A 20,173-nucleotide genomic window follows, 5' to 3' on the forward strand; every position below is an offset into this window, starting at 1 on the left:
GCCGTCGGGCCGTCAGGGGTGCGCCGGAGCGCTGGACATCAGCGGCTTGGCCGTGGTCGGGCCGTTCTGGTCGGCCAACGGCACGGCGAGGAAGGCCACCACCAACGCGAGCACGGCTCCCACCACCGCCGCGATCAGCGCACGCATGCCCCGCTCCCTCCGCCGCTGTCCCGGGGTACTCCGGACAGGAGCGCACCGTAGCGCCGCACGCGGGAAATGAGAACAGGTTCTACCGGACCGACGCAGCACAGCGCGGCAGGACCGGCCTCACATTGGTTGCCTGCCGCACTGTTTGACGTGGCGTCAGCTGTGCGTGTTCAGATGCGCATGTCTCAGCTGTCCGCGCCTCAGTGGCCCGCGTCCTCCCAGTTCGCGCCCGCGCCGACGGAGACGTCCAGCGGAGCGCGGAGCGGGTACGCGCCGGCCATCTCGCGGCGGACCAGCTCCTCGACGCGCTGCCGCTCGCCGGGGGCGACCTCGAGCACGATTTCGTCGTGGACCTGAAGCAGCATCCGCGAGGCCAGCTCCGCCTCGCGCATCGCGGCGTCGACCTTGAGCATGGCGATCTTGACGATGTCCGCCGCCGAGCCCTGGATCGGGGCGTTGAGCGCCATCCGCTCGGCCATCTCGCGGCGCTGGCGGTTGTCGCTGGTGAGGTCCGGCAGGTAGCGGCGGCGGCCGAGCAGGGTCTCGGTGTAGCCGGTGCCGCGGGCCTCCTCGACGACGCGCTGCAGGTAGTCGCGGACGCCGCCGAAGCGCTCGAAGTAGGTGTCCATCAGGCGGCGCGCCTCAGCGGTCTCGATGTCGAGCTGCTGGGAGAGGCCGAAGGCCGAGAGACCGTACGCCAGGCCGTAGGACATCGCCTTGACCTTGCGGCGCATCTCCGCGTCGACCGAGCCGGGCTCGACGTCGAAGACGTAGGAGCCGACCGTGGTGTGCAGGTCCTCGCCGGAGGCGAAGGCGGCCAACAGGCCCTCGTCCTCGGAGAGATGGGCCATCACCCGGAGCTCGATCTGGCTGTAGTCGGCCGTCAGCAGCGTCTCGTAGCCCTCGCCGACCACGAAGGCGCGGCGAATCATCCGGCCCTCCTCGGTGCGGACTGGGATGTTCTGCAGGTTCGGGTCCGTCGACGACAGTCTGCCCGTCGCGGCGACCATCTGGTTGAAGGTGGTGTGGATCCGGCCGTCCGCAGCGACGGTCTTGATGAGGCCCTCGACGGTGCTGCGCAGCCGCGTCTGGTCGCGGTGGCGCAGCAGGATGACGGGCAGCTCGTGCTCGGTCTGGCCGGCCAGCCAGGTGAGCGCGTCGGCGTCAGTGGTCCAACCCGTCTTGATCTTCTTGGTCTTGGGCAGACCCAACTCGTTGAAGAGGATCTCCTGGAGCTGCTTGGGCGAGCCGAGGTTGAACTCGTGGCCCACCGCGTGGTGGGCCTCCTTGACCGCCTGCTGGACGGCCGCGCCGAACTGGATCTCCAGCTGGCCCAGCCACTCGCGGTCGGCGGCGATGCCGACGCGCTCCATCCGGGCCAGCAGCTCGGCGACGGGCAGTTCGAGGTCGCGCATCAGGGCCAGGGCGTTGTCCTTGGCCAGGCGGGTCTCGAAGAGCTCGGCGAGGTCGAGCACCGTGCGGGCCTGGACCATCAGCAACTCCGCTGCGGCGGCGGCCTGGTCGTCCTCGGAGGCCTCGTCGCCGAAGGCCAGCTGGCCGCTGTCGGCCGCGGCGCTGGAGCCGAGCGTGCGGCCCAGGTACTCCTCGGCGAGGACGTCGAGGCCGAAAGTGCGCCGGCCGGGCTTCTCCAGGTAGGCGGCCAGGGCGCTGTCCCCCTCGATGCCCTCGATGTGCCAGCCGTGTTCGGCGAAGGCGCGCTGGACCTGCTTGGCGACGTGCAGCGCCTTGGGCCGGGTGGCGTCGGCGAGCCAGGCGGCGAAGGCCTGCTCGTCGGCCTCGGCGAGCGAGGTCGGGTCCAGCCAGGCGGCCGGGCCGTCGGGGACGGCGAGGCCGACGGCGGTGACGTGGCCCTCTCCCAACGACCAGGTGTAGTCGGCGGCGAGGCCGACCCGGCCCTCGGCGGCGTGCTCGGCCAGCCAGGCGGCGACCGAGCCGGGCTCGGTGAGCAGCGTGCCGTGGATGTCGACGCCGGGACCGGAGACCGAGGCGGCCTCGGCCGCGTCCGTGCCCGCGCCCGGGTCGGCGGCGAAGAGCCGGTCGCGCAGCTGCTGGTTGCGGAACTCCAGGGTGTCGAGCAGCAGCGTCGTGGCCGGGACGTCGTAGGGCTGCCGGGCCAGGTCGCCGACGGCAAGCGGCAGCTCGACGTCGCGGATCAGCTCGGTGAGCTCGCGGTTGAGCTTGACGTCGTCGAGACCGGCGCGCAGCTTCTCGCCGATCTTGCCCTTGACCTCCTCGGCGTGGGCGACCAGTTCGGCGAAGGAGCCGTACAGGTTGATCCACTTGGCGGCGGTCTTCTCGCCGACGCCGGGGATGCCCGGGAGGTTGTCCGACGGGTCGCCGCGCAGCGCGGCGAGGTCCGGGTACTGGGCGGGGGTGACGCCGTACTTCTCGAAGACCTTCTCGGGGGTGTACCGGGTGAACTCGGAGACGCCCTTTGTCGGGTAGAGGACGGTGACGTTGTCGTTGACGAGCTGGAGCGAATCGCGGTCGCCGGTGAGGATCAGCACCTCGTAGCCCTCGGCCCCGGCGGCGGTGGCCAGGGTGGCGATGATGTCGTCGGCCTCGTACTCGGGCGAGCGCAGATGCGGCACCTTCATCGCGTCGAGCAGCTCGGAGACCAGCTCGACCTGGCCGCGGAAGCCCTCCGGCGAGGCGGAGCGGTTGGCCTTGTACTCGGGGTAGATGCCGGCCCGGAAGGTCTTGCGGGAGACGTCGAAGGCCACCGCGAAGTGGGTGGGCGCCTCGTCGCGCAGGATGTTGGCCAGCATCGACGTGAAGCCGTAGACCGCGTTGGTCGACTGGCCCGTAACGGTCGAGAAGTTCTCCTCGGGCAGGGCGTAGAAGGCGCGGTACGCCATGGAGTGGCCGTCCATGAGCAGCAGCCGGCCCTTGCTGCCGCTGCCCGTGCCCGTCGTACTGCCTGCCATTGACTGCCACCCGCCACTCTGCCGACTGCTGTGCTTACGGGACGAAATCCTATGGCCCGCCACCGACAGTCGGCACGGAGCGACAGGCCCGCGCGGCCACGCGGCCCGCACCGCCGCAGGCCCACGCCGCCATGGCCGCCCCGGCGTCGTACGATCGCACCGGATCACCCGGACCGCACAGCAACCCCGAGCGTCCGGGCACGGCATCCGCACGACAGCGGCACGACGACGGCGTCAGGAGCAACATGTCCGACCAGACCCCCGCGAGCACCGGCACCCACGCCACCCCCGAGAGCGGCGAGCCCGGCATCAAGCTCAACGTGCCGCAGGACGTGCTCGACCACTTCGCCAAGCTGGGCGTCACCGCCGACACCTTCTCCGGTGGGCACCTCGGCGAGAAGATGGGGATCCGGATCGTCGAGGCGTCGCCGGAGCGCGTCGTCGGCACCATGCCCGTCGAGGGCAACCAGCAGCCGTACGGCCTGCTGCACGGCGGCGCGTCCGCCGCGCTCGCCGAGACCATCGGCTCGGTCGGCGCGATGCTGCACGCGGGCCCGGGACGCTACGCCGTCGGCGTCGACCTCAACGCCACCCACCACCGCTCGGCCACCTCCGGACTGGTCACCGGCGTGGCGACAGCGGTCTTCCGCGGCCGGACCGCGGCCACCTACGAGATCGCCATCACGGACGACCAGGGCCGCCGGATCACCAGCTGCCGTCTCACCTGCATGCTGCGCGACATCTGACCACATCCGGCCATCTGACTACACGTCAGACCAGGACGCTCCTCTCGACCGAGAGGGGCGTCCTTGTTTTTGACGGTCACTCAACTCACACTCGACCCGCACCCGCCCGCCCCTCTCATACGGGCCCCAAAATCCTTACGGGATATGACTTTTCGCAATCCAGGGGCAATAAGGGACCCCACAGCACGAACCGCGGAGTCTCAAATCTTGCTCAGGTGATAACAACAGGATCACATCGCTTTCGTACTGCTCCCTGCCGGGTAGGACGGCGTCCTAAAGTCGCCGCCAGTCACCGCGCCGTCGGTACGTCAGGTCGGGGCCTTCGCGCGGTTCGACCCTCGCAACAGAGGAAAGGACTCACGTGCGTAACCGTTCTCTGCTCGCCCTCACCGCCATCGCGGCCACCGGCGCGCTCACCCTCACCGCCTGCGGATCCCGCGCCGGCTCCGGTTCCACCAGCGGCTCCAGCAGCTCCTCGGGGACCACCGTCACCATCGGGGTCGACGCCCCGCTGACCGGTCCCCTGTCCGCACTGGGTCTCGGCATCAAGGACTCGGTGGACCTCGCCGTCAACACGGCCAACAAGAACAACGAGGTCCCGGGCGTCACCTTCAAGATCGAGGCGGAGGACGACAAGGCCTCGCCGCAGCAGGGGCAGCAGAACGCCACCACCCTGGTCGCCGACAACACCGTCGCCGGCGTCGTCGGCCCGCTCAACTCCGGTGTGGCCGTGTCGATGCAGAAGATCTTCGACGAGGCCAACCTGGTCGAGGTCTCCCCGGCCAACACCAACCCGTCGCTGACCCAGGGTCCGAACTGGCAGAGCGGCCAGAAGGCGCGCCAGTTCAAGTCCTACTTCCGGACCGCCACCACCGACGCGATCCAGGGCCCGTTCGCCGCCGAGTTCGCCTACAGCACCCTGGCCAAGAAGAAGGTCTTCCTGGTCGACAACAAGCTGACCTACGGCGTCGGCCTGGCCGGCACCTTCAAGGACGAGTTCACCAAGCTCGGCGGCACCGTCGTCGGGCAGGACCACGTCACCAGCGGCGCGAGCGACTACTCCTCCACCGTGACCGCGATCAAGTCCTCCGGCGCCGACTTCGTCTACTTCGGCGGCGAGTACCCCGACGGCGCCCCGCTGAGCAAGCAGCTCAAGGCGGCCGGCGACAACATCCCGGTCATCGGCGGCGACGGCCTGTACGACCCGACCTACATCAAGCTGGCCGGCGCCGCGGCCAACGGCGACTACGCCACCTCCGTCGGCGCGCCGGTGGAGTCGCTGCCGTCCGCCACCCAGTTCGTCGCCAACTACAAGGCCGCGGGCTACGCCGACCCGTACGCCGCGTACGGCGGCTACTCGTACGACTCCGCCTGGGCGATCATCGAGGCCGTCAAGGCCGTGGTGAACAACAACAGCGGCAAGCTGCCGTCCAACCCGCGCCAGGCGATCGAGGCGGCCATGTCCTCGGTCAGCTTCGCCGGTGTCACCGGCCAGGTCTCCTTCGACCAGTACGGCGACGCCACCAACAAGCAGCTGACCGTCTACGGCGTCAAGAACGGCCAGTGGACCACCGTCAAGACCGGCACCTTCGCCGGCTGACGGCTGAACCTCCGCACCACCTCGTAAGGCCTGCCAGGCGGGGGCGCAGCACCGTTGCGCCCCCGCCTGTTCCATATCCACAGCAAAGCAACGGAGGCCTGCGGTGCACGAGTTGCCGCAAAACCTGGCCAACGGCCTGTTCCTCGGGGCCATGTACGGGCTTATCGCCGTCGGCTACACGATGGTCTACGGCATCATCCAACTGATCAACTTCGCCCACGGCGAGATCTTCATGACCGGCGCCTTCGGCGCGCTGGCCGTCTGGTCGCAGCTCAAGTCGGACATATCCATATGGCTGGCGCTGCCCCTGATGATTCTGGGAGGCGTGGTCACCTCCACCCTCGTCGCCGTACTCGCCGAGCGCTTCGCCTACCGGCCGTTGCGCAACGCACCCCGTCTGGCACCGCTCATCACCGCGATCGGCCTCTCGATCTTCCTGCAACAGCTGGTGTGGAGCTTCCCCGGCAACACCTCGGCCCGGCCGTTCCCCTCGCTGCCGGGCGGGCCGTACCACCTCGGCTCGATCACCTTCCAGCCCGCCGACATCTTCGTCCTGGTCGTCGCGGCGCTCTCCACGCTCTTCCTGGCCTACTTCGTCCGCTCCACCCGGACCGGACGCGCCATGCAGGCCACCTCCCAGGACCCGGACACCGCACGGCTGATGGGCATCGACACCGACAAGGTGATCGTCATCGCCTTCGTCCTCGGCGCCGTCTTCGCCGCCCTGGCCGGCGTCTCCAGCGGTCTGCGCTACGGCCAGATCGAGTTCAACATGGGCTTCCTCAACGGGCTCTTCGCCTTCACCGCCGCCGTCCTCGGCGGCATCGGGAACATCTACGGCGCGCTGCTCGGCGGCGTGGTGCTGGGCCTCGCCCAGACGCTGACCGCCGCCTACGTGCAGTACATCCCGGGCATGAGCCAGTTCGGCAGCCAGGACTGGTCCAACGTGTGGGCCTTCGTCATCCTCATCCTCGTCCTGATGTTCCGGCCCCAGGGCCTGCTGGGCGAGCGCGTCGCGGACAGGGCGTGAGCGCACCATGACCGATACCCAGACCATCCCCGCCTCCCCCGCCGAGCCCTCCGGCACCGCCCCGGACACCGGACGGGCCGGGCTCCGCCCCGCGATCCCCATGCCCCAGGCCCTCGCCCACGGGCTCACCATCGGCGGCGGCGTACTCACCGCCGTCTCCGCCTACCTCTCCTGGACCTACAGTTCGCAGTTCCCCGGCGACCTCACCGTCAGCGGCTACCCCGGCGGACTGCAGTGGCTCACCTTCACCGCCGGGCTGCTCACCGCCGTCTTCGGGGTCCTCGCGGCGCTGCCCCGGCACCGGTTCCGCCCGCTGCCACCCGGCAACACCGCCGGAGCGGCGCTCCTCTCGGCCGTGGGCGGACTCGCCGTCACCTGGTTCACCCTGATCGCCATCGCCGTCGAACTGAACGGACTGGTCAACCTCACCACCGGCGGCTGGGTCGCGGGCGTCGCCAGCCTGCTCGCCCTGCTCGGCGGCCTGGGACTGACCCGCTCGGCCACCTCCACACGCTGCGCCCCGACCCGGCAGGAGTGGCTGCAGACCCTCTACGCGGGCGGCGGCCTGCTCGTCCTCGGCCTGCTGCTCAAGGCCGCGGGCAGCGGCGCGGCCGGGCTCACCATGGCCGGCGGCGGCCTGGTCGTCATCGTCCGCCTGGTCACCGTGGTAACCCGATACGTCGGCCCCACACCGGAGTTGGGCAAGGGCAAGATCCTGCCGCGCTGGGCCGACATCCTGCTGATCGTCCTCGTGCTCGCCGTCGGCCTGGAGATCTTCGCCTACGGCGTCGACACGCCCTACTGGCAGCTCTTCGTCGGCTTCCTCACCGTGCTCTGCTTCGGCCTCTGGGCCGTCTCCCAGGCCGGACTGGTCCGGCGCATCGGCGAGGTCTTCGACCGCAACCGCGCCCTGGCCGCCGTCGGCGGCTTCGTGGCGGCCGGCGCGTTCGTCTTCGTCCAGCAGAGCGACGCCGACGCCACCCTCGGCGTCAACCTGCTGATCTTCGCCGCCACCGCCCTCGGCCTCAACGTCGTCGTCGGCCTGGCCGGACTGCTCGACCTCGGGTACGTCGCCTTCCTCGGGGTCGGCGCCTACGCCGCAGCGCTGGTCTCCGGCGCGGTCACCTCGTCCGTCCACGTCACCTTCCCGTTCTGGGCGGCGGCGCTGACCGGTGCGGCGGTCTCCGGCTTCTTCGGCGTCCTGCTCGGAGCGCCGACGCTGCGCGTCCGCGGCGACTACCTCGCCATCGTGACGCTCGGCTTCGGAGAGATCTTCCGGATCGTGGTGTCCAACCTCGACGGCGTCTCCGGCCCCAACGTCACCGGCGGCCCCAACGGCATCGTCAACATCCCCGACCTGAGCATCTTCGGCTTCAACCTCGGCAACCCGCACACCATCCTGGGCGCTACCATCGGCCGGTTCGCCAACTACTTCCTGCTGATGCTGATCATCATGGCCGTCATCATGCTGGTCTTCAGCCGCGCCGCCGACTCCAGGATCGGCCGCGCCTGGGTCGCCATCCGCGAGGACGAGACCGCCGCAACGGCCATGGGAATCAACGGATTCCGCTTCAAGCTGCTGGCCTTCGCCCTCGGCGCGACCCTGGCCGGACTCGCCGGAACCGTGATGGCCCACGTCAACTTCTCCGTGGTGCCCGACCCGTTCGTCTTCTCCGGACCAGTACCGCCCAACTCCGCGTTCCTGCTCGCCGCCGTCGTCATCGGCGGCATGGGCACCGTCTCCGGCCCGATCGTCGGCGCGACGCTCTTCTACCTGCTCCAGGCCAAGCTGGCCTTCCTGCAGAGCAACGAGCTGCTGATCTTCGGCGTGGCGCTCATCGTCTTCATGCGCCTGCGCCCGGAGGGCATCATCGCCAGCCGCCGTCGCCAACTGGAGTTCCACGAGGCCGCGGAGACCGCCGGCGGCGCCGGCACCGGCGCCACAGGATCCGGTGGATCCGCCGAACTCAGCACCGCAGGGGCGTGAACAGCATGACCACCGACACCATCACCCCGGACCCCGGCAGCCCCGAAGGCCCCGCCACGCCCGCCACCGGCACGCCGCTGCTGGAGGCCACCGACGTCGTCATGCGCTTCGGCGGCCTCACCGCCGTCGGCGGCGTCGACCTCACCGTCAACACCGGCGAGATCATCGGCCTGATCGGCCCCAACGGCGCCGGCAAGACCACCTTCTTCAACTGCCTCACCGGCCTCTACGTCCCGACGGAGGGTCAGGTCCGGTACCAGGGAAAGGTCCTGCCGCCGACCCCGTACAAGGTCACCCAGGCCGGAATGGCCCGCACCTTCCAGAACATCCGCCTGTTCCACAACATGACGGTGCTGGAGAACGTCCTCGTCGGCCGCCACACGCGAACCAAGGAGGGCATCATCTCGGCCGTCCTCCGCGGCCCGCGCTACCGCCGCGAGGAAGCCGAATCCCGCGCCAAGGCACTGGAGTTGCTGGAGTTCGTCGGCCTGGCCGGCAAACGCGACCACCTCGCCCGCAACCTGCCCTACGGCGAGCAGCGCAAGCTGGAGATCGCCCGCGCCATGGCCAGCGACCCCGGCCTGCTGCTCCTCGACGAGCCCACCGCCGGCATGAACCCCCAGGAGACCCGCGCCACCGAGGAGTTGGTCTTCGCCATCCGCGACCGCGGCATCGCCGTGCTGGTCATCGAGCACGACATGCGGTTCATCTTCAACCTGTGCGACCGCGTCGCCGTCCTGGTCCAGGGGACCAAACTGGTGGAGGGGGACGCGCAGACCGTCCAAAGCGACGAACGTGTCATCGCGGCGTACCTCGGCACGCCGTACGAGCCGGAGGCGGCGGAGGCAGCGGCGGCGGCAGAGGCCGCGGAACCACACGTGGAAAGCACGGAGAGCACCGACAGCACGGAGAGCTCGGAGAGCACGGAGGAGGACCAGTGACCGCGCTGCTCGAGGTCGAGGACCTCCGCGTCGCCTACGGCAAGATCGAGGCGGTGAAGGGCATCTCCTTCAGCATCGAGGCCGGGCAGGTCGTCTCACTGATCGGCACCAACGGCGCCGGCAAGAGCACCACGCTGCGCACCATCTCCGGGCTGCTCAAGCCCGTCAGCGGCCAGGTCCGCTTCGAGGGCAGACGGATCGACGGCACCCCGGCCAACAAGATCGTCGGAATGGGCCTCGCCCACTCACCCGAGGGCAGACGCATCTTCGCCCGGATGACGATCGAGGAGAACCTGCTGCTCGGCGCGTTCCTGAGACGCGACCAGGCCGGCATCCAGGCGGACATGGACCGCGCCTACGAACGCTTCCCGATCCTCGGCGAACGCCGGAAGCAGGCGGCCGGCACGCTCTCCGGCGGCGAGCAGCAGATGCTGGCCATGGGCCGCGCGCTCATGTCCCAGCCGAAGCTGCTGATGCTCGACGAACCCAGCATGGGCCTCTCGCCGATCATGATGCAGAAGATCATGTCCACCATCGCCGAACTGCGCGACCAGGGCACAACCATCCTGCTCGTCGAGCAGAACGCCCAAGCCGCGCTCTCCCTCGCCGACCACGGCCACGTGATGGAGGTCGGCCGGATCTCCCTCTCGGGCACCGGCCAGGACCTCCTCACCGACGAGTCGGTCCGCAAGGCCTACCTCGGCGAGGACTGAGCCACCTTCATCTCCGCACAACGACGGAGGGGCGGCCCGCTCCTGCGGGACGCCCCTCCGTCGTCTTCGTCTCTTTCGTCGTCTTCTCGCCTACTCCTGCTCGGCACCCTGCTCAGCGGGCTCCGACGTCTTCTTCTTCGCGTCCTGGGCCGCGCCCTCCTCGATGACGGCCTCGGCGACGGCCTTCATCGTCATCCGGCGGTCCATCGAGGTCTTCTGGATCCAGCGGAACGCGGCCGGCTCGGTCAGCCCGAACTTGGTCTGCAGCACGCTCTTGGCCCGGTCGACCAGCTTGCGGGTCTCCAGACGCTGGTTCAGGTCCTCGATCTCCAGCTCCAGCGCGCGCATCTCGCTGTAGCGGGACACCGCCATCTCGATCGCCGGGACCAGGTCGGACTTGTTGAACGGCTTGACGATGTAGGCCATCGCCCCGGCGTCCCGCGCCCGGTCGACCAGCTCGCGCTGGGAGAACGCGGTCAGCATCAGCGTGGGCGCGATGTGCTCGTTGTGGATCTGCTCGGCGGCGGAGAGACCGTCCAGGACGGGCATCTTCACGTCAAGGATCACCAGGTCCGGCCGCAGCTCCTGCGCGAGCTTCACCGCGGTCTCGCCGTCACCGGCCTCGCCGACGACCGTGTAGCCCTCCTCTTCGAGCATCTCCTTGAGATCGAGGCGGATCAGTGCTTCGTCCTCCGCGATGACGACGCGGGTCGTCGTGGGGACGTGGTCCTGCTGCTCGTCGGCGGCGGTCACGATGCTCCTCGTAGCTCAGGGACTTACCAGCAGAAGACTACCTAGCTGCATCGTCAACGGTGCACACGGTATGGTGCTCATGCACACCGACGCCGGGTTGGTGGAATGGCATACACGGATGTCTCAAACACATCTGCCTGAGAGGGCTTGCGGGTTCGAATCCCGCACCCGGCACCCTGATTCTCCTAGTATTCCCAGGTCTGGCCAACTCCGCTCGATCCAGCGAACCTGACCTGTTCCCCTGCGGCGCGACGACCCCCAGCCTCAGTGTGCAGGCATGCGGTACGACCTCGACACGCGCAACCGCGCACTCACCCTGCTCCGCGACGGCGTGTCCAACGCGGAGGTGTCCCGACGTCTGGGCATCCCCTCAGGCACCGTGGCCTGGTGGCTCCATCGCGACCGCGCCCGGAACGGCGGTCTGCCCGGGGCGCACCGATCCACCTGCCACACCTGCCACGGCGATCCCCTGGACCGCACCGCCTACGGCTACCTCCTGGGCCTCTACCTGGGCGACGGGCACATCTTCCAGTCGGGGAAGCACCGTGTTCCCAACCTGACCATCGCCTGCTGCGAGGACTGGCCGGGACTCATCGACGCCGCCGAGGACGCGGTGCGCCGCGTCTTCCCGCATAACTCACCCTGCCGGGTACGGCGCGTGGGGTGCACCTACGTGAAGGTCTACTCCAAGCATCTCGACTGCCACTTCCCCCAGCACGGCCCCGGCAAGAAGCACACCCGCCACATCCAGCTCGCGCCGTGGCAGAGGGAGATCGTCGACGAGCACCCTTGGGAGCTGATCCGGGGTCTCGTGCACTCCGACGGGTGTCGAATCACGAACTGGACCACGCGACGCGGCAAGCGCTACGAGTACCCGCGTTACTTCTTCACCAACGTCTCCGACGACATCCGGCGTATCTATACGGATGCCCTTGACAGGGTAGGCATAGCCTGGAAAGAGACGCGGCGCGGTTCGACCCCTTACAACATCTCGGTCGCCCGCCGAGAGTCCGTCCAGGTTATGGACGTGCATGTCGGACCGAAGTTCTGACGATTCCCAAGCGATCCGGGCCATGCTCTTGGCTTTCCAAGGCGTTACCGCCGGTTCATGCGGCGTACGGAGGTGCGCATGAGCGATGCTCAATTCTTCCTCAATAATCTTGACCCCTCTGAGCTGGGGTAAAGATTGCCCATGCAGGCATCTATTCAGTAACGACGTCTATGCATGGTGAAAAACCAGCCCTTAATGTGGGGCAACTCTCAAGCATCTGCTCCCCCACCGAGAGGCCCTGCATGAGCACCACGTCCCAAGTCCAGGCACCCACCACGGAAGGCCGATCCCTCAAGCGTGAGGTCGGTCTGATCGGATTGATGTGGGCGTCCGTAGGTTCGATTATCGGATCTGGATGGCTGTACGGCGCCAAGAACGCCGTGATCATGGCCGGCCCGGCCGCCACCGTCTCATGGATCATCGGTGCCGTTGCGATCGTGCTCCTAGCACTGGTCCACGCGGAACTCGGTGGCATGTTCCCGGTCGCGGGCGGCACCGCCCGGTACCCGCACTACACCTTCGGCGGCCTTGCCGGGATGTCGTTCGGCTGGTTCTCCTGGCTCCAGGCGGCCACGGTCGCGCCGATCGAAGTCGAAGCCATGATCGGCTACGCGGGCAGCATCCCTCACTTCACGTGGGCAGCCACCCTCCAGAACGCCAACGGCACGCTCACCACCACCGGCTTCTTCGTCGCCATGATTCTGATGGCGGTCTTCGTCGCGATCAACTTCCTCGGCGTGAAGGTGCTCGCCCACACGAACAGCGCCGCGACCTGGTGGAAGATCGCTGTCCCGCTGTTCACGATCTTCGTCGTCGCGCTGACGCACTTCCACGGAGGCAACTTCACCTCGCACGGCTTCATGCCGTACGGCTCGAAGGGTGTCCTCGCCGCGATCAGCACCTCCGGCATCATCTTCGCCCTGCTCGGCTTCGAGCAGGCGATCCAGCTGGCCGGTGAGAGCAAGAACCCGAAGCGGGACATCCCGCGCGCCGTCCTCGGCTCTGTCACCATCGGTGCCGGCATCTACCTGCTGCTGCAGGTCGCCTACATCGGCGCGCTGCCGGGTGCCTCCTTCGCCCACGGCTGGGCTGACCTGGCCTACAAGGGCATCTCCGGTCCCTGGGCGGGTCTCGCCTCGCTGGTCGGACTCGGCTGGCTCGCGTGGATCCTCTACATCGACGCCGTCATCTCCCCTGCCGGTACCGGCTTGATCTACACCACCTCGACCTCGCGCATCTCCTACGGTCTGAGCCGCAACGGCTACGCGCCGAAGCTGTTCGAGAAGACTGAGCGTCAGGGCGTGCCGTGGTTCGGTCTGATCATCTCCTTCGTGATCGGCGTCGTCTGCTTCCTGCCCTTCCCGAGCTGGCAGCAGTTGGTCTCCTTCATCACCTCCGCCTCCGTGCTGATGTACGCGGGTGCCCCGTTGGCCTACGGCGCCCTGCGCAAGCAGCTGCCGAACCGTGAGCGCCCGTACCGCCTGCCGTTCGGTCAGGTCATCTCGCCGCTCTCGTTCGTCATCGCCAGCCTGATCATCTACTGGTCCGGCTGGAGCACCCTGTGGCGACTCGGCATCGCGATCGTCATCGGCTACGTGCTGATGGGCGCGTACGCCTGGTACGCCTCAGCCAAGGACTTCGACTACGCGCCGAAGATGGACTGGAAGTCGGCACAGTGGCTGCCGGTCTACCTGATCGGCATCGGCATCGTCTCGTGGCAGGGTCAGTTCGGCGGCACCGGCAACATCCCGCTCTGGGTCGACATGGGGATCATCGCGGTGATCTCGCTCGCGGTCTACTACTGGGCGATCGCGACCTCGCTGAAGACCGCCGAGATCGAGCGGAACATCGCGGACGTCGAGGTCGTCGACGAGGGCGGTCACTGATCCTCGTCATCGGTCCCTGACGGGACGTCCTGAACGAGCCGAGCCCGGCCGGAGCAATGTCGCTCCGGCCGGGCTCTCTCGTGTGCGGACGCGGAGGAGCGTCAGCGGTTCTTGGGCGGGATCGGCAGATCGTCCTGGCCGACGTGGTGGACGCGGACGAGGTTGGTGGAGCCGGAGAGACCGGGCGGGGAGCCGGCGGTGATGACGACGATGTCGCCGACCTCGCAGCGGCCGATGGCCAGTAGCGCGGCGTCGACCTGGTCGATCATCTCGTCGGTGGTCTCCACGAACGGGCCGAGGAACGTCTCCACGCCCCAGGTCAGGGCGAGGCGGCTGCGCACCGAGGGCTCGTAGGTGAAGGCGAGGACCGGGATCGGCGAGCGGTAGCGGGAGAGCCGCCGCGCGGTGTCGCCGGACTGGGTGAACGCCACCAGGTACTTGGCGTGCAGGAAGTCCCCGATCTCGGCCGCCGCTCGGGCGACCGCGCCGCCCTGGGTGCGCGGCTTGTTGGAGCCGGTCAGCGGCGGCAGCCCGGCGGAGAGGACGTCCTCCTCGGCCGCCTCGACGATGCGGCCCATGGTGCGGACCGTCTCGACGGGGTACTTGCCGACGCTGGTCTCGCCGGACAGCATCACCGCGTCGGCGCCGTCGAGCACGGCGTTGGCGACGTCGGACGCCTCGGCGCGGGTGGGCCGGGAGGCGCTGATCATCGACTCGAGCATCTGGGTCGCCACGATGACCGGCTTGGCGTTGCGGCGGCAGAGCTTGATGGCGCGCTTCTGCACCAGCGGGACCTGCTCCAGCGGCATCTCGACGCCGAGGTCGCCGCGGGCGACCATGACGCCGTCGAAGGCGTCGACGATCTCGGCGAGGTTGTCGACCGCCTGCGGCTTCTCGACCTTGGCGATGACCGGGACGAAACGTCCCTCCTCGCTCATGATGCGGTGGACGTCCTTGATGTCGTCCGCGCTGCGGACGAAGGAGAGGGCGACCAGGTCGGCGCCCTGACGGAGACCCCAGCGCAGGTCGGCGACGTCTTTGTCGCTCAGCGCGGGGACGGAGACGGCCACACCGGGAAGGTTGAGGCCCTTGTGGTCGGAGACCATGCCGCCCTCGACGACCGTGCAGTGCACGTTCTGGCCGTCGACGGAGGTGACTTCGAGGGTGACCCGGCCGTCGTCGACGAGGATCCGCTCGCCGGGGGTGACGTCGCCGCAGAGGCCCTTGTAGGTGGTGCCGCAGCGGTTGCGGTCGCCCTCGACGTCGGCGGTGGTGATGGTGAACGCGTCGCCGCGTTCGAGGAGTACCGGTCCTTCGGCGAAGGTTTCGAGGCGGATCTTGGGGCCCTGCAGGTCGACGAGGATGCCGACGCTGCGGCCGGTCTCGTCCGCGGCCTTGCGGACTCGGCGGTAGCGGTCCTCGTGCTCGGCGTGGCTGCCGTGGCTGAGGTTGAAGCGGGCCACATCCATTCCGGCCTGGACCAGGGACTTGATCTGGTCGTAGCTGTCGGTGGCGGGGCCTAGCGTACAAACGATTTTTGCTCGGCGCATGGCACGAGCCTAGGCGCTACCCCGGGGTAGCTTGGTGGCGCCGACGGGGCGTCAGATGGCTTTTCTCCGACCGTGGGTTGAACTTTCCGAAACGTACGCACGCGTGAACTGCAGGGGAACACTTCCTTTCCGGTTCCGGTCCCCCCTTTCGAACGCGCGTCGAGCATCCCTAGCATCGGCCGGGTGGAGCGCGATCGTGGAGAAAGCTGACCGGCGAGGTACGAGGCCAGGTCGTCGGGGCCGGTACCGGACCGGCGTCGCGGTGGTGGCCGCGGCGTTGGCGCTGGCCGGACTGGCGGCGTGGGAGCTGTCCGGGGGCGCGCAGGGTTCGACGCGCGCCGGGGCGGCGAGCGGTACGCCGGTGGACTACCCGACGCTGCCGCACACCGCCGTGCAGATCTCGCCGAGCGCCTGCGGCGCGGGCTGGACGCATCCGGCGGCCGGTCTGCAGGTGTTCGACGTGACGGACACCGGCGTCTCCCCCGCCGACGTGGATCTGGTGGAGCCCGCCACGGGCGCGGTCGTGGCGGAGGTGGAGGGCCTGGCGCCGAACCGCTCGCGGCCGTTGCTGGTCCACCTCGCGCCCGGCACGTACGCGTTCCGCTGCCTGCAGCAGGACGTGGACGCGGTGACCGGCCCGACGGTCACCGTCAAGGGCCCGAAGGGCGCAGGCACGTCAGGCGCAGCGGGCACGTCGTCGGAGGCGGGCAGCGGCACACCCGCGGTGGTCCCGGTGACGGAGCAGGACCTGATCCCGGCCACGCTCGCCTACCAGCACTGGGTCGCCGGTCAACTCCCCACTCTCGTCAGCGATGTGACGGCACTGCAGGCGGCCGTCAGCTCGGGCGACGTGGCGGGCGCGCGGCAGCACTGGCTGACGGCGCACCTCGACTACGAGCGCCTCGGCGCGGCCTACGGCGCGTTCGGCGACGTGGACGAGGAGATCAACGGCCCACGTCAGGACAGCACCGGGTTCCACGCGCTGGAGTACGGCCTGTGGCACGGCGCGTCGGCGTCGAGCCTGGCGCCCGTGGCGGCCAAGCTCCTCACCGACGTGCAGGGGCTGCAGACCTCCTGGGCGACGGTGCAGTTGGACCCGCTGGTACTGGGTGTGCGGGCGCACGAGATCGTCGAGAACGCGATCGAGTTCGAGCTGAGCGGGCGCACCGACTACGGCAGCGACTCCAATCTGGCGACCGTGCAGGCGAATCTGGACGGCACGGCCGAAGTCCTCTCGCTGCTGCGCCCGTTGCTGACCAGCAGGGTCGACGTCCCGGCCGTCGACGCGGCGATGGCTGCCGCCCGTTCGGAGTTGGCCACGCTGAACGGCGCACCGCTCGCGTCGCTCGCGCAGGTGCCACGCGAGCAGCTGAACGCGGTGTTCGGGAACCTGGTGGAGCAACTCGCGCCGGTCGCTGCGGTGCTGGACGTGCGGAGGACGACATGAGCGCGATGTCGGGCGTGGGCCGGCGGTCCGTGCTGGCGGGAGCGCTGGCGGCCGGAGCGGTCGCGGGCACGGTCGCCGCAGTCCGCAACGACGGCACCGCGAGCGCGGCTGCGAGTATCGCTCAAAGCGCCACCGCAACAGACGCGGCGGCTCAGGGCTTCCACGGTGTCCACCAGGCCGGGGTTGTCACGCCCAAGCGTCGCTGCGCCGCCTTCGTCGCCTTCGACGTGATGGCCGCCGACCGGCCCGGCCTGCTCGACCTGTTCGGCACCCTGACCGACCGGCTGCGGTTCCTGACGACCGGCGGCGTCCCGGAGCCGCTCGGCATCTCCGCGCCGCCCTCGGACTCGGGCGTGCTGGGCCCGACCGTCCCGGGCGGGTCGCTGACGGCGCTGCTGGGCGTGGGCGCGTCGCTCTTCGACGACCGTTTCGGGCTGGCCTCGGCCAAGCCGTTGCGGTTGTCGACCATGACCGCCTTCCCCGACGACGACCTCGACCCGGCCCAGTGCGGCGGCGACCTGCTGCTGCAGCTGGAGACGGACGACACCGACGTGCTGGCCAACGCGCTGCGCGACGTGGCCCGGCACACCCGGGGTGCGATGCAGGTGCGCTGGCGGATCGACGGGTTCGCCTCGCCGCCGCGCCCGGTCGGCACGCCGCGCAATCTGATGGGGTTCCGCGACGGCACCGCCAACCCCGACGTCACCGACGGCCGGCTGATGGACCAGCTGATCTGGGTCGGCGCGGGCCAGGGCGAGCCCGCGTGGGCCACCGGCGGTTCCTACCTCGCGGTCCGGCTGATCCGGATGCTGGTCGAGTTCTGGGACCGGGTGGGCCTGAACGAGCAGGAGCGGATGTTCGGGCGCCAGAAGGACTCCGGCGCGCCGCTGGACGGCCGCACCGAGACCGACGTGCCGAACTTCGCCGCCGACCCGACCGGCGACGTGATCCCGATGGACAGCCACATCCGCCTGGCCAACCCGCGCACCGCGCCGACCGCCGACCAGCGGCTGCTGCGCCGCGGCTTCAACTACGACCGCGGCACGGACCCGAACGGCAACCTGGACATGGGCCTGGTGTTCTGCGCGTTCCAGCAGGATCTGGAGCGTCAGTTCGTGACTGTGCAGCGGAGGTTGGCGGGTGAGCCGCTGGTGGACTACATCAGCCCGTTCGGCGGCGGCTACTTCTTCGCGCTGCCGGGTGTGCGGGACGCGAACGACCGGTACGGGCGCGGGCTGCTGTGAGACTCCGCCCTGATCTACGCGCGCAGAAACGAGGCTTTGCCCGGTGTTTACGAGACAGTCACCTCAGCGCCCAAGGCCCGTCCTCCGCAGCGCGAATGATGCGGTCCGCAGCTTGACGAGTGTGACAGACGTTCAGGTCCTCTGGAGGGGAACGGCATGAGCGGTACGGCAGAGAAGACGAGCACCCGGCACCGAGGCAGGCGCTGGGCCGCGCTGGTGGGGGCCGCGGCGCTGACCGTCGCCGCCGGTACCGCTCCCGCCTGGGCGGCTGCGGACCACCACGGCGGCCCGGGCAGCGGGGGCCACGGCACGGTGCACACCACCACGCCGATCAAGCACCTGGTGGTGATCTTCGGAGAGAACGTCTCCTTCGACCACTACTTCGGCACCTACCCCAAGGCCGCGAACACGGACGGCACCCCGTTCACCGCCGCGCCGCACACCCCCAAGGCGAACACGCTGGTCACCTCGGGTCTGCTGAACAGCAACCCGAACCTGTACGCGCCGCAGCGCCTCAGCGGCAAGCAGGCGCTGACCTGCGACCAGAACCACAACTACACGCCGGAGCAGTACGCCGAAGACAGCGGCAAGATGGACAAGTTCGTCCAGTACACCTCCAAGGACACCTGCTCCGGCGGCCTTTACGGCGCGCCCGGACTGGCCATGGACTACTACGACGGCAACACGGTCTCGGCGCTCTGGAACTACGCGCAGCACTACACGCTGAACGACAACTCGTTCGACGACGAGTACGGGCCGTCCACGGTCGGCGCGCTGAACCTGATCTCGGGCCAGACCCACGGCGTCGTCTCGGTCACCGGCAACGGCAGCACCACCGACCCGACGCAGACCACGACGCCGGACCCGTACACGGTCCACTCGCCCAACGCCCAGGGCGTCGGCACGGTCAACGCCGACCCGGACCCGGCGTACGACGACTGCGCCGACAACAACCACACCTCGAACTCCGCGCTGGCGGAGATGCAGGGCACCAACGTGGGTGACCTGCTCAACTCCAGGCACGTGACCTGGGGTTGGTTCCAGGGCGGCTTCGCGCCGACCACGCCGTACAACGGGACCAGCGGCTACGCGGTCTGCGGCGCGACCCACACCAACCTGGGCGGCGCGACGGTGGCGGACTACAGCGCGCACCACGACCCGTTCGAGTACTACAAGTCGACCTCGAACCCGCACCACGTGGCTCCGGCCAGCGAGGCCGAGATCGGCAACAACGGCCAGGCCAACCACCAGTACGACCTGAGCTACTTCGACGAGGCGGTGACGGCGGGCAACCTGCCGGCGGTCAGCTTCCTCAAGGCCGGTGAGTACCAGGACGGGCACGCGGGCTACTCCGACCCGATCGACGAGCAGAACTTCCTCGTCAAGGAGATCAACGCGCTGCAGTCCTCGCCGGAGTGGTCCTCCACCGCGGTGGTCCTGGCCTACGACGACTCCGACGGCTGGTACGACCACGTCTACCACGCGCCCACCAACGGCTCCACGGACACCACGGCGGCCTCGTCCACCACGACGACCGACGACGCGGCCTGCCAGGCCGGTCCGGCGGCCAAGAAGGGCTACGAGGACCGCTGCGGCGTCGGCGCGCGCCAGCCGCTGATGGTGATCTCGCCCTACGCGCGGACCAACCACATCAGCAACACCTTCACCGACCAGTCCTCGATCACCAAGTTCATCGAGGACAACTGGCGGCTCGGCCGGATCGGCGACGGCTCCTTCGACGCCTCCGCCGGTTCGCTCGACTCCGCGTTCAACTTCGGGTGCCCGAACAACGTGCGGGTGCTGCTCAACAGCAACGGCTCGGTGGCCTCGGTGACGCCGATCCGCCACGGTGACGACAGCGACACCCCGATGGCGATCAACGCCTCCCCGACGGCGGCCAGCAGCTCGTCGGACAACGGCGCGACGATGCTGTCGATCAGCCTGGGCGCGGGGGCCGTCGTGGCCCTCGGCACGGGCACGGTGGTCTCCCGCCGCTCGCGCCGCAAGGCGCTGGGCCGCGCGTAAGCGCTGACACACCGACAGAGCCTGAGGGCCGGATCCGCTGCGGCGGGTCCGGCCCTCGGGCGTTCGGTGCGGGAACCGGGGACGGACGCGGCGCGTCCCACCGGC

15 protein-coding genes and 1 tRNA gene are annotated in these 20,173 nt (G+C 69.2%); 12 read left to right on the forward strand and 4 right to left on the reverse strand.

Annotation, left to right across the window (positions count from 1 at the left end; translation table 11 throughout):
- Positions 1-12: 12 nt before the first annotated feature.
- Together I2501_RS23065 and polA are read right to left on the reverse strand one after the other, a co-directional pair.
- On the reverse strand, positions 13-147 hold the full coding sequence (locus I2501_RS23065; RefSeq protein WP_196196087.1) for an SPW_0924 family protein: 135 nt from the start codon (positions 145-147) through the stop codon (positions 13-15).
- Positions 148-347: 200 nt separating this feature from the next.
- Positions 348-3,095: a DNA polymerase I gene (polA, locus tag I2501_RS23070; protein ID WP_196196088.1), complete on the reverse strand. Its 2,748-nt coding sequence runs from the start codon at positions 3,093-3,095 to the stop codon at positions 348-350.
- 245 nt (positions 3,096-3,340) lie between these two features.
- On the opposite strand from polA, the gene I2501_RS23075 reads away from it, so the two are divergent.
- From I2501_RS23075 to I2501_RS23100, 6 genes are all read left to right on the forward strand, one after another.
- Positions 3,341-3,841 (forward strand): PaaI family thioesterase, encoded by a 501-nt coding sequence (locus I2501_RS23075; RefSeq protein ID WP_236047028.1) that lies wholly within the window; start codon positions 3,341-3,343, stop codon positions 3,839-3,841.
- Positions 3,842-4,202: 361 nt separating this feature from the next.
- Complete coding sequence (locus tag I2501_RS23080) at positions 4,203-5,441, forward strand: branched-chain amino acid ABC transporter substrate-binding protein (protein WP_196196089.1); 1,239 nt, start codon at positions 4,203-4,205, stop codon at positions 5,439-5,441.
- 103 nt (positions 5,442-5,544) lie between these two features.
- Complete coding sequence (locus tag I2501_RS23085) at positions 5,545-6,471, forward strand: branched-chain amino acid ABC transporter permease (protein WP_196196090.1); 927 nt, start codon at positions 5,545-5,547, stop codon at positions 6,469-6,471.
- Between the two features lie 7 nt (positions 6,472-6,478).
- Positions 6,479-8,458 (forward strand): branched-chain amino acid ABC transporter permease, encoded by a 1,980-nt coding sequence (locus tag I2501_RS23090; RefSeq protein ID WP_236047030.1) that lies wholly within the window; start codon positions 6,479-6,481, stop codon positions 8,456-8,458.
- A gap of 5 nt (positions 8,459-8,463) precedes the next feature.
- On the forward strand, positions 8,464-9,399 hold the full coding sequence (locus I2501_RS23095; RefSeq protein WP_196196091.1) for an ABC transporter ATP-binding protein: 936 nt from the start codon (positions 8,464-8,466) through the stop codon (positions 9,397-9,399).
- Positions 9,396-10,112 carry an ABC transporter ATP-binding protein gene (locus tag I2501_RS23100; protein WP_196196092.1) on the forward strand — a complete coding sequence of 239 codons (717 nt, stop codon included), beginning with the start codon at positions 9,396-9,398 and terminating at the stop codon, positions 10,110-10,112. The genes I2501_RS23095 and I2501_RS23100 overlap by 4 nt, the downstream gene beginning before the upstream one ends.
- Positions 10,113-10,202: 90 nt before the next feature.
- Here I2501_RS23100 and I2501_RS23105 read toward each other — a convergent pair whose 3' ends face one another.
- The gene (locus I2501_RS23105) at positions 10,203-10,865 is read right to left on the reverse strand and encodes an ANTAR domain-containing response regulator (RefSeq protein WP_328806552.1); all 663 of its coding nucleotides are present in this window, start codon (positions 10,863-10,865) and stop codon (positions 10,203-10,205) included.
- Between the two features lie 91 nt (positions 10,866-10,956).
- On the opposite strand from I2501_RS23105, the gene I2501_RS23110 reads away from it, so the two are divergent.
- The 3 genes from I2501_RS23110 to I2501_RS23120 all read left to right on the forward strand — a co-directional run bounded on the left by I2501_RS23110 (position 10,957) and on the right by I2501_RS23120 (position 13,802).
- Positions 10,957-11,039 (forward strand) — tRNA-Leu (locus I2501_RS23110).
- 103 nt (positions 11,040-11,142) lie between these two features.
- Positions 11,143-11,916, forward strand: a complete 774-nt coding sequence (locus I2501_RS23115) for an RNA polymerase sigma factor sigma-70 region 4 domain-containing protein (RefSeq protein WP_196196093.1) — start codon at positions 11,143-11,145, stop codon at positions 11,914-11,916.
- A 320-nt stretch (positions 11,917-12,236) separates the two neighbouring features.
- Positions 12,237-13,802, forward strand: coding sequence for an APC family permease (locus I2501_RS23120; RefSeq protein WP_196196311.1), 1,566 nt, complete (start codon positions 12,237-12,239; stop codon positions 13,800-13,802).
- Positions 13,803-13,903: 101 nt separating this feature from the next.
- On the opposite strand, the gene pyk is transcribed toward I2501_RS23120, so the two are convergent.
- On the reverse strand, positions 13,904-15,352 hold the full coding sequence (pyk, locus tag I2501_RS23125; RefSeq protein ID WP_196196094.1) for a pyruvate kinase: 1,449 nt from the start codon (positions 15,350-15,352) through the stop codon (positions 13,904-13,906).
- 196 nt (positions 15,353-15,548) lie between these two features.
- Here pyk and I2501_RS23130 point away from each other — a divergent pair, with 196 nt between their 5' ends.
- The 3 genes from I2501_RS23130 (at position 15,549) to I2501_RS23140 (ending at position 20,068) form a co-directional block, all read left to right on the forward strand.
- Entirely contained in the window at positions 15,549-16,799 is a 1,251-nt protein-coding gene (locus tag I2501_RS23130) for an EfeM/EfeO family lipoprotein (protein WP_196196095.1), read from the forward strand.
- Positions 16,796-18,043: an iron uptake transporter deferrochelatase/peroxidase subunit gene (efeB, locus tag I2501_RS23135; RefSeq protein WP_196196096.1), complete on the forward strand. Its 1,248-nt coding sequence runs from the start codon at positions 16,796-16,798 to the stop codon at positions 18,041-18,043. The genes I2501_RS23130 and efeB overlap by 4 nt, the downstream gene beginning before the upstream one ends.
- Before the next feature lie 156 nt (positions 18,044-18,199).
- The gene (locus tag I2501_RS23140; RefSeq protein WP_196196097.1) at positions 18,200-20,068 is read left to right on the forward strand and encodes a phospholipase C; all 1,869 of its coding nucleotides are present in this window, start codon (positions 18,200-18,202) and stop codon (positions 20,066-20,068) included.
- Positions 20,069-20,173: the final 105 nt, after the last annotated feature.

The organism is Streptacidiphilus fuscans (genome assembly GCF_015690355.1).
Taxonomy (GTDB): domain Bacteria; phylum Actinomycetota; class Actinomycetes; order Streptomycetales; family Streptomycetaceae; genus Streptacidiphilus; species Streptacidiphilus fuscans.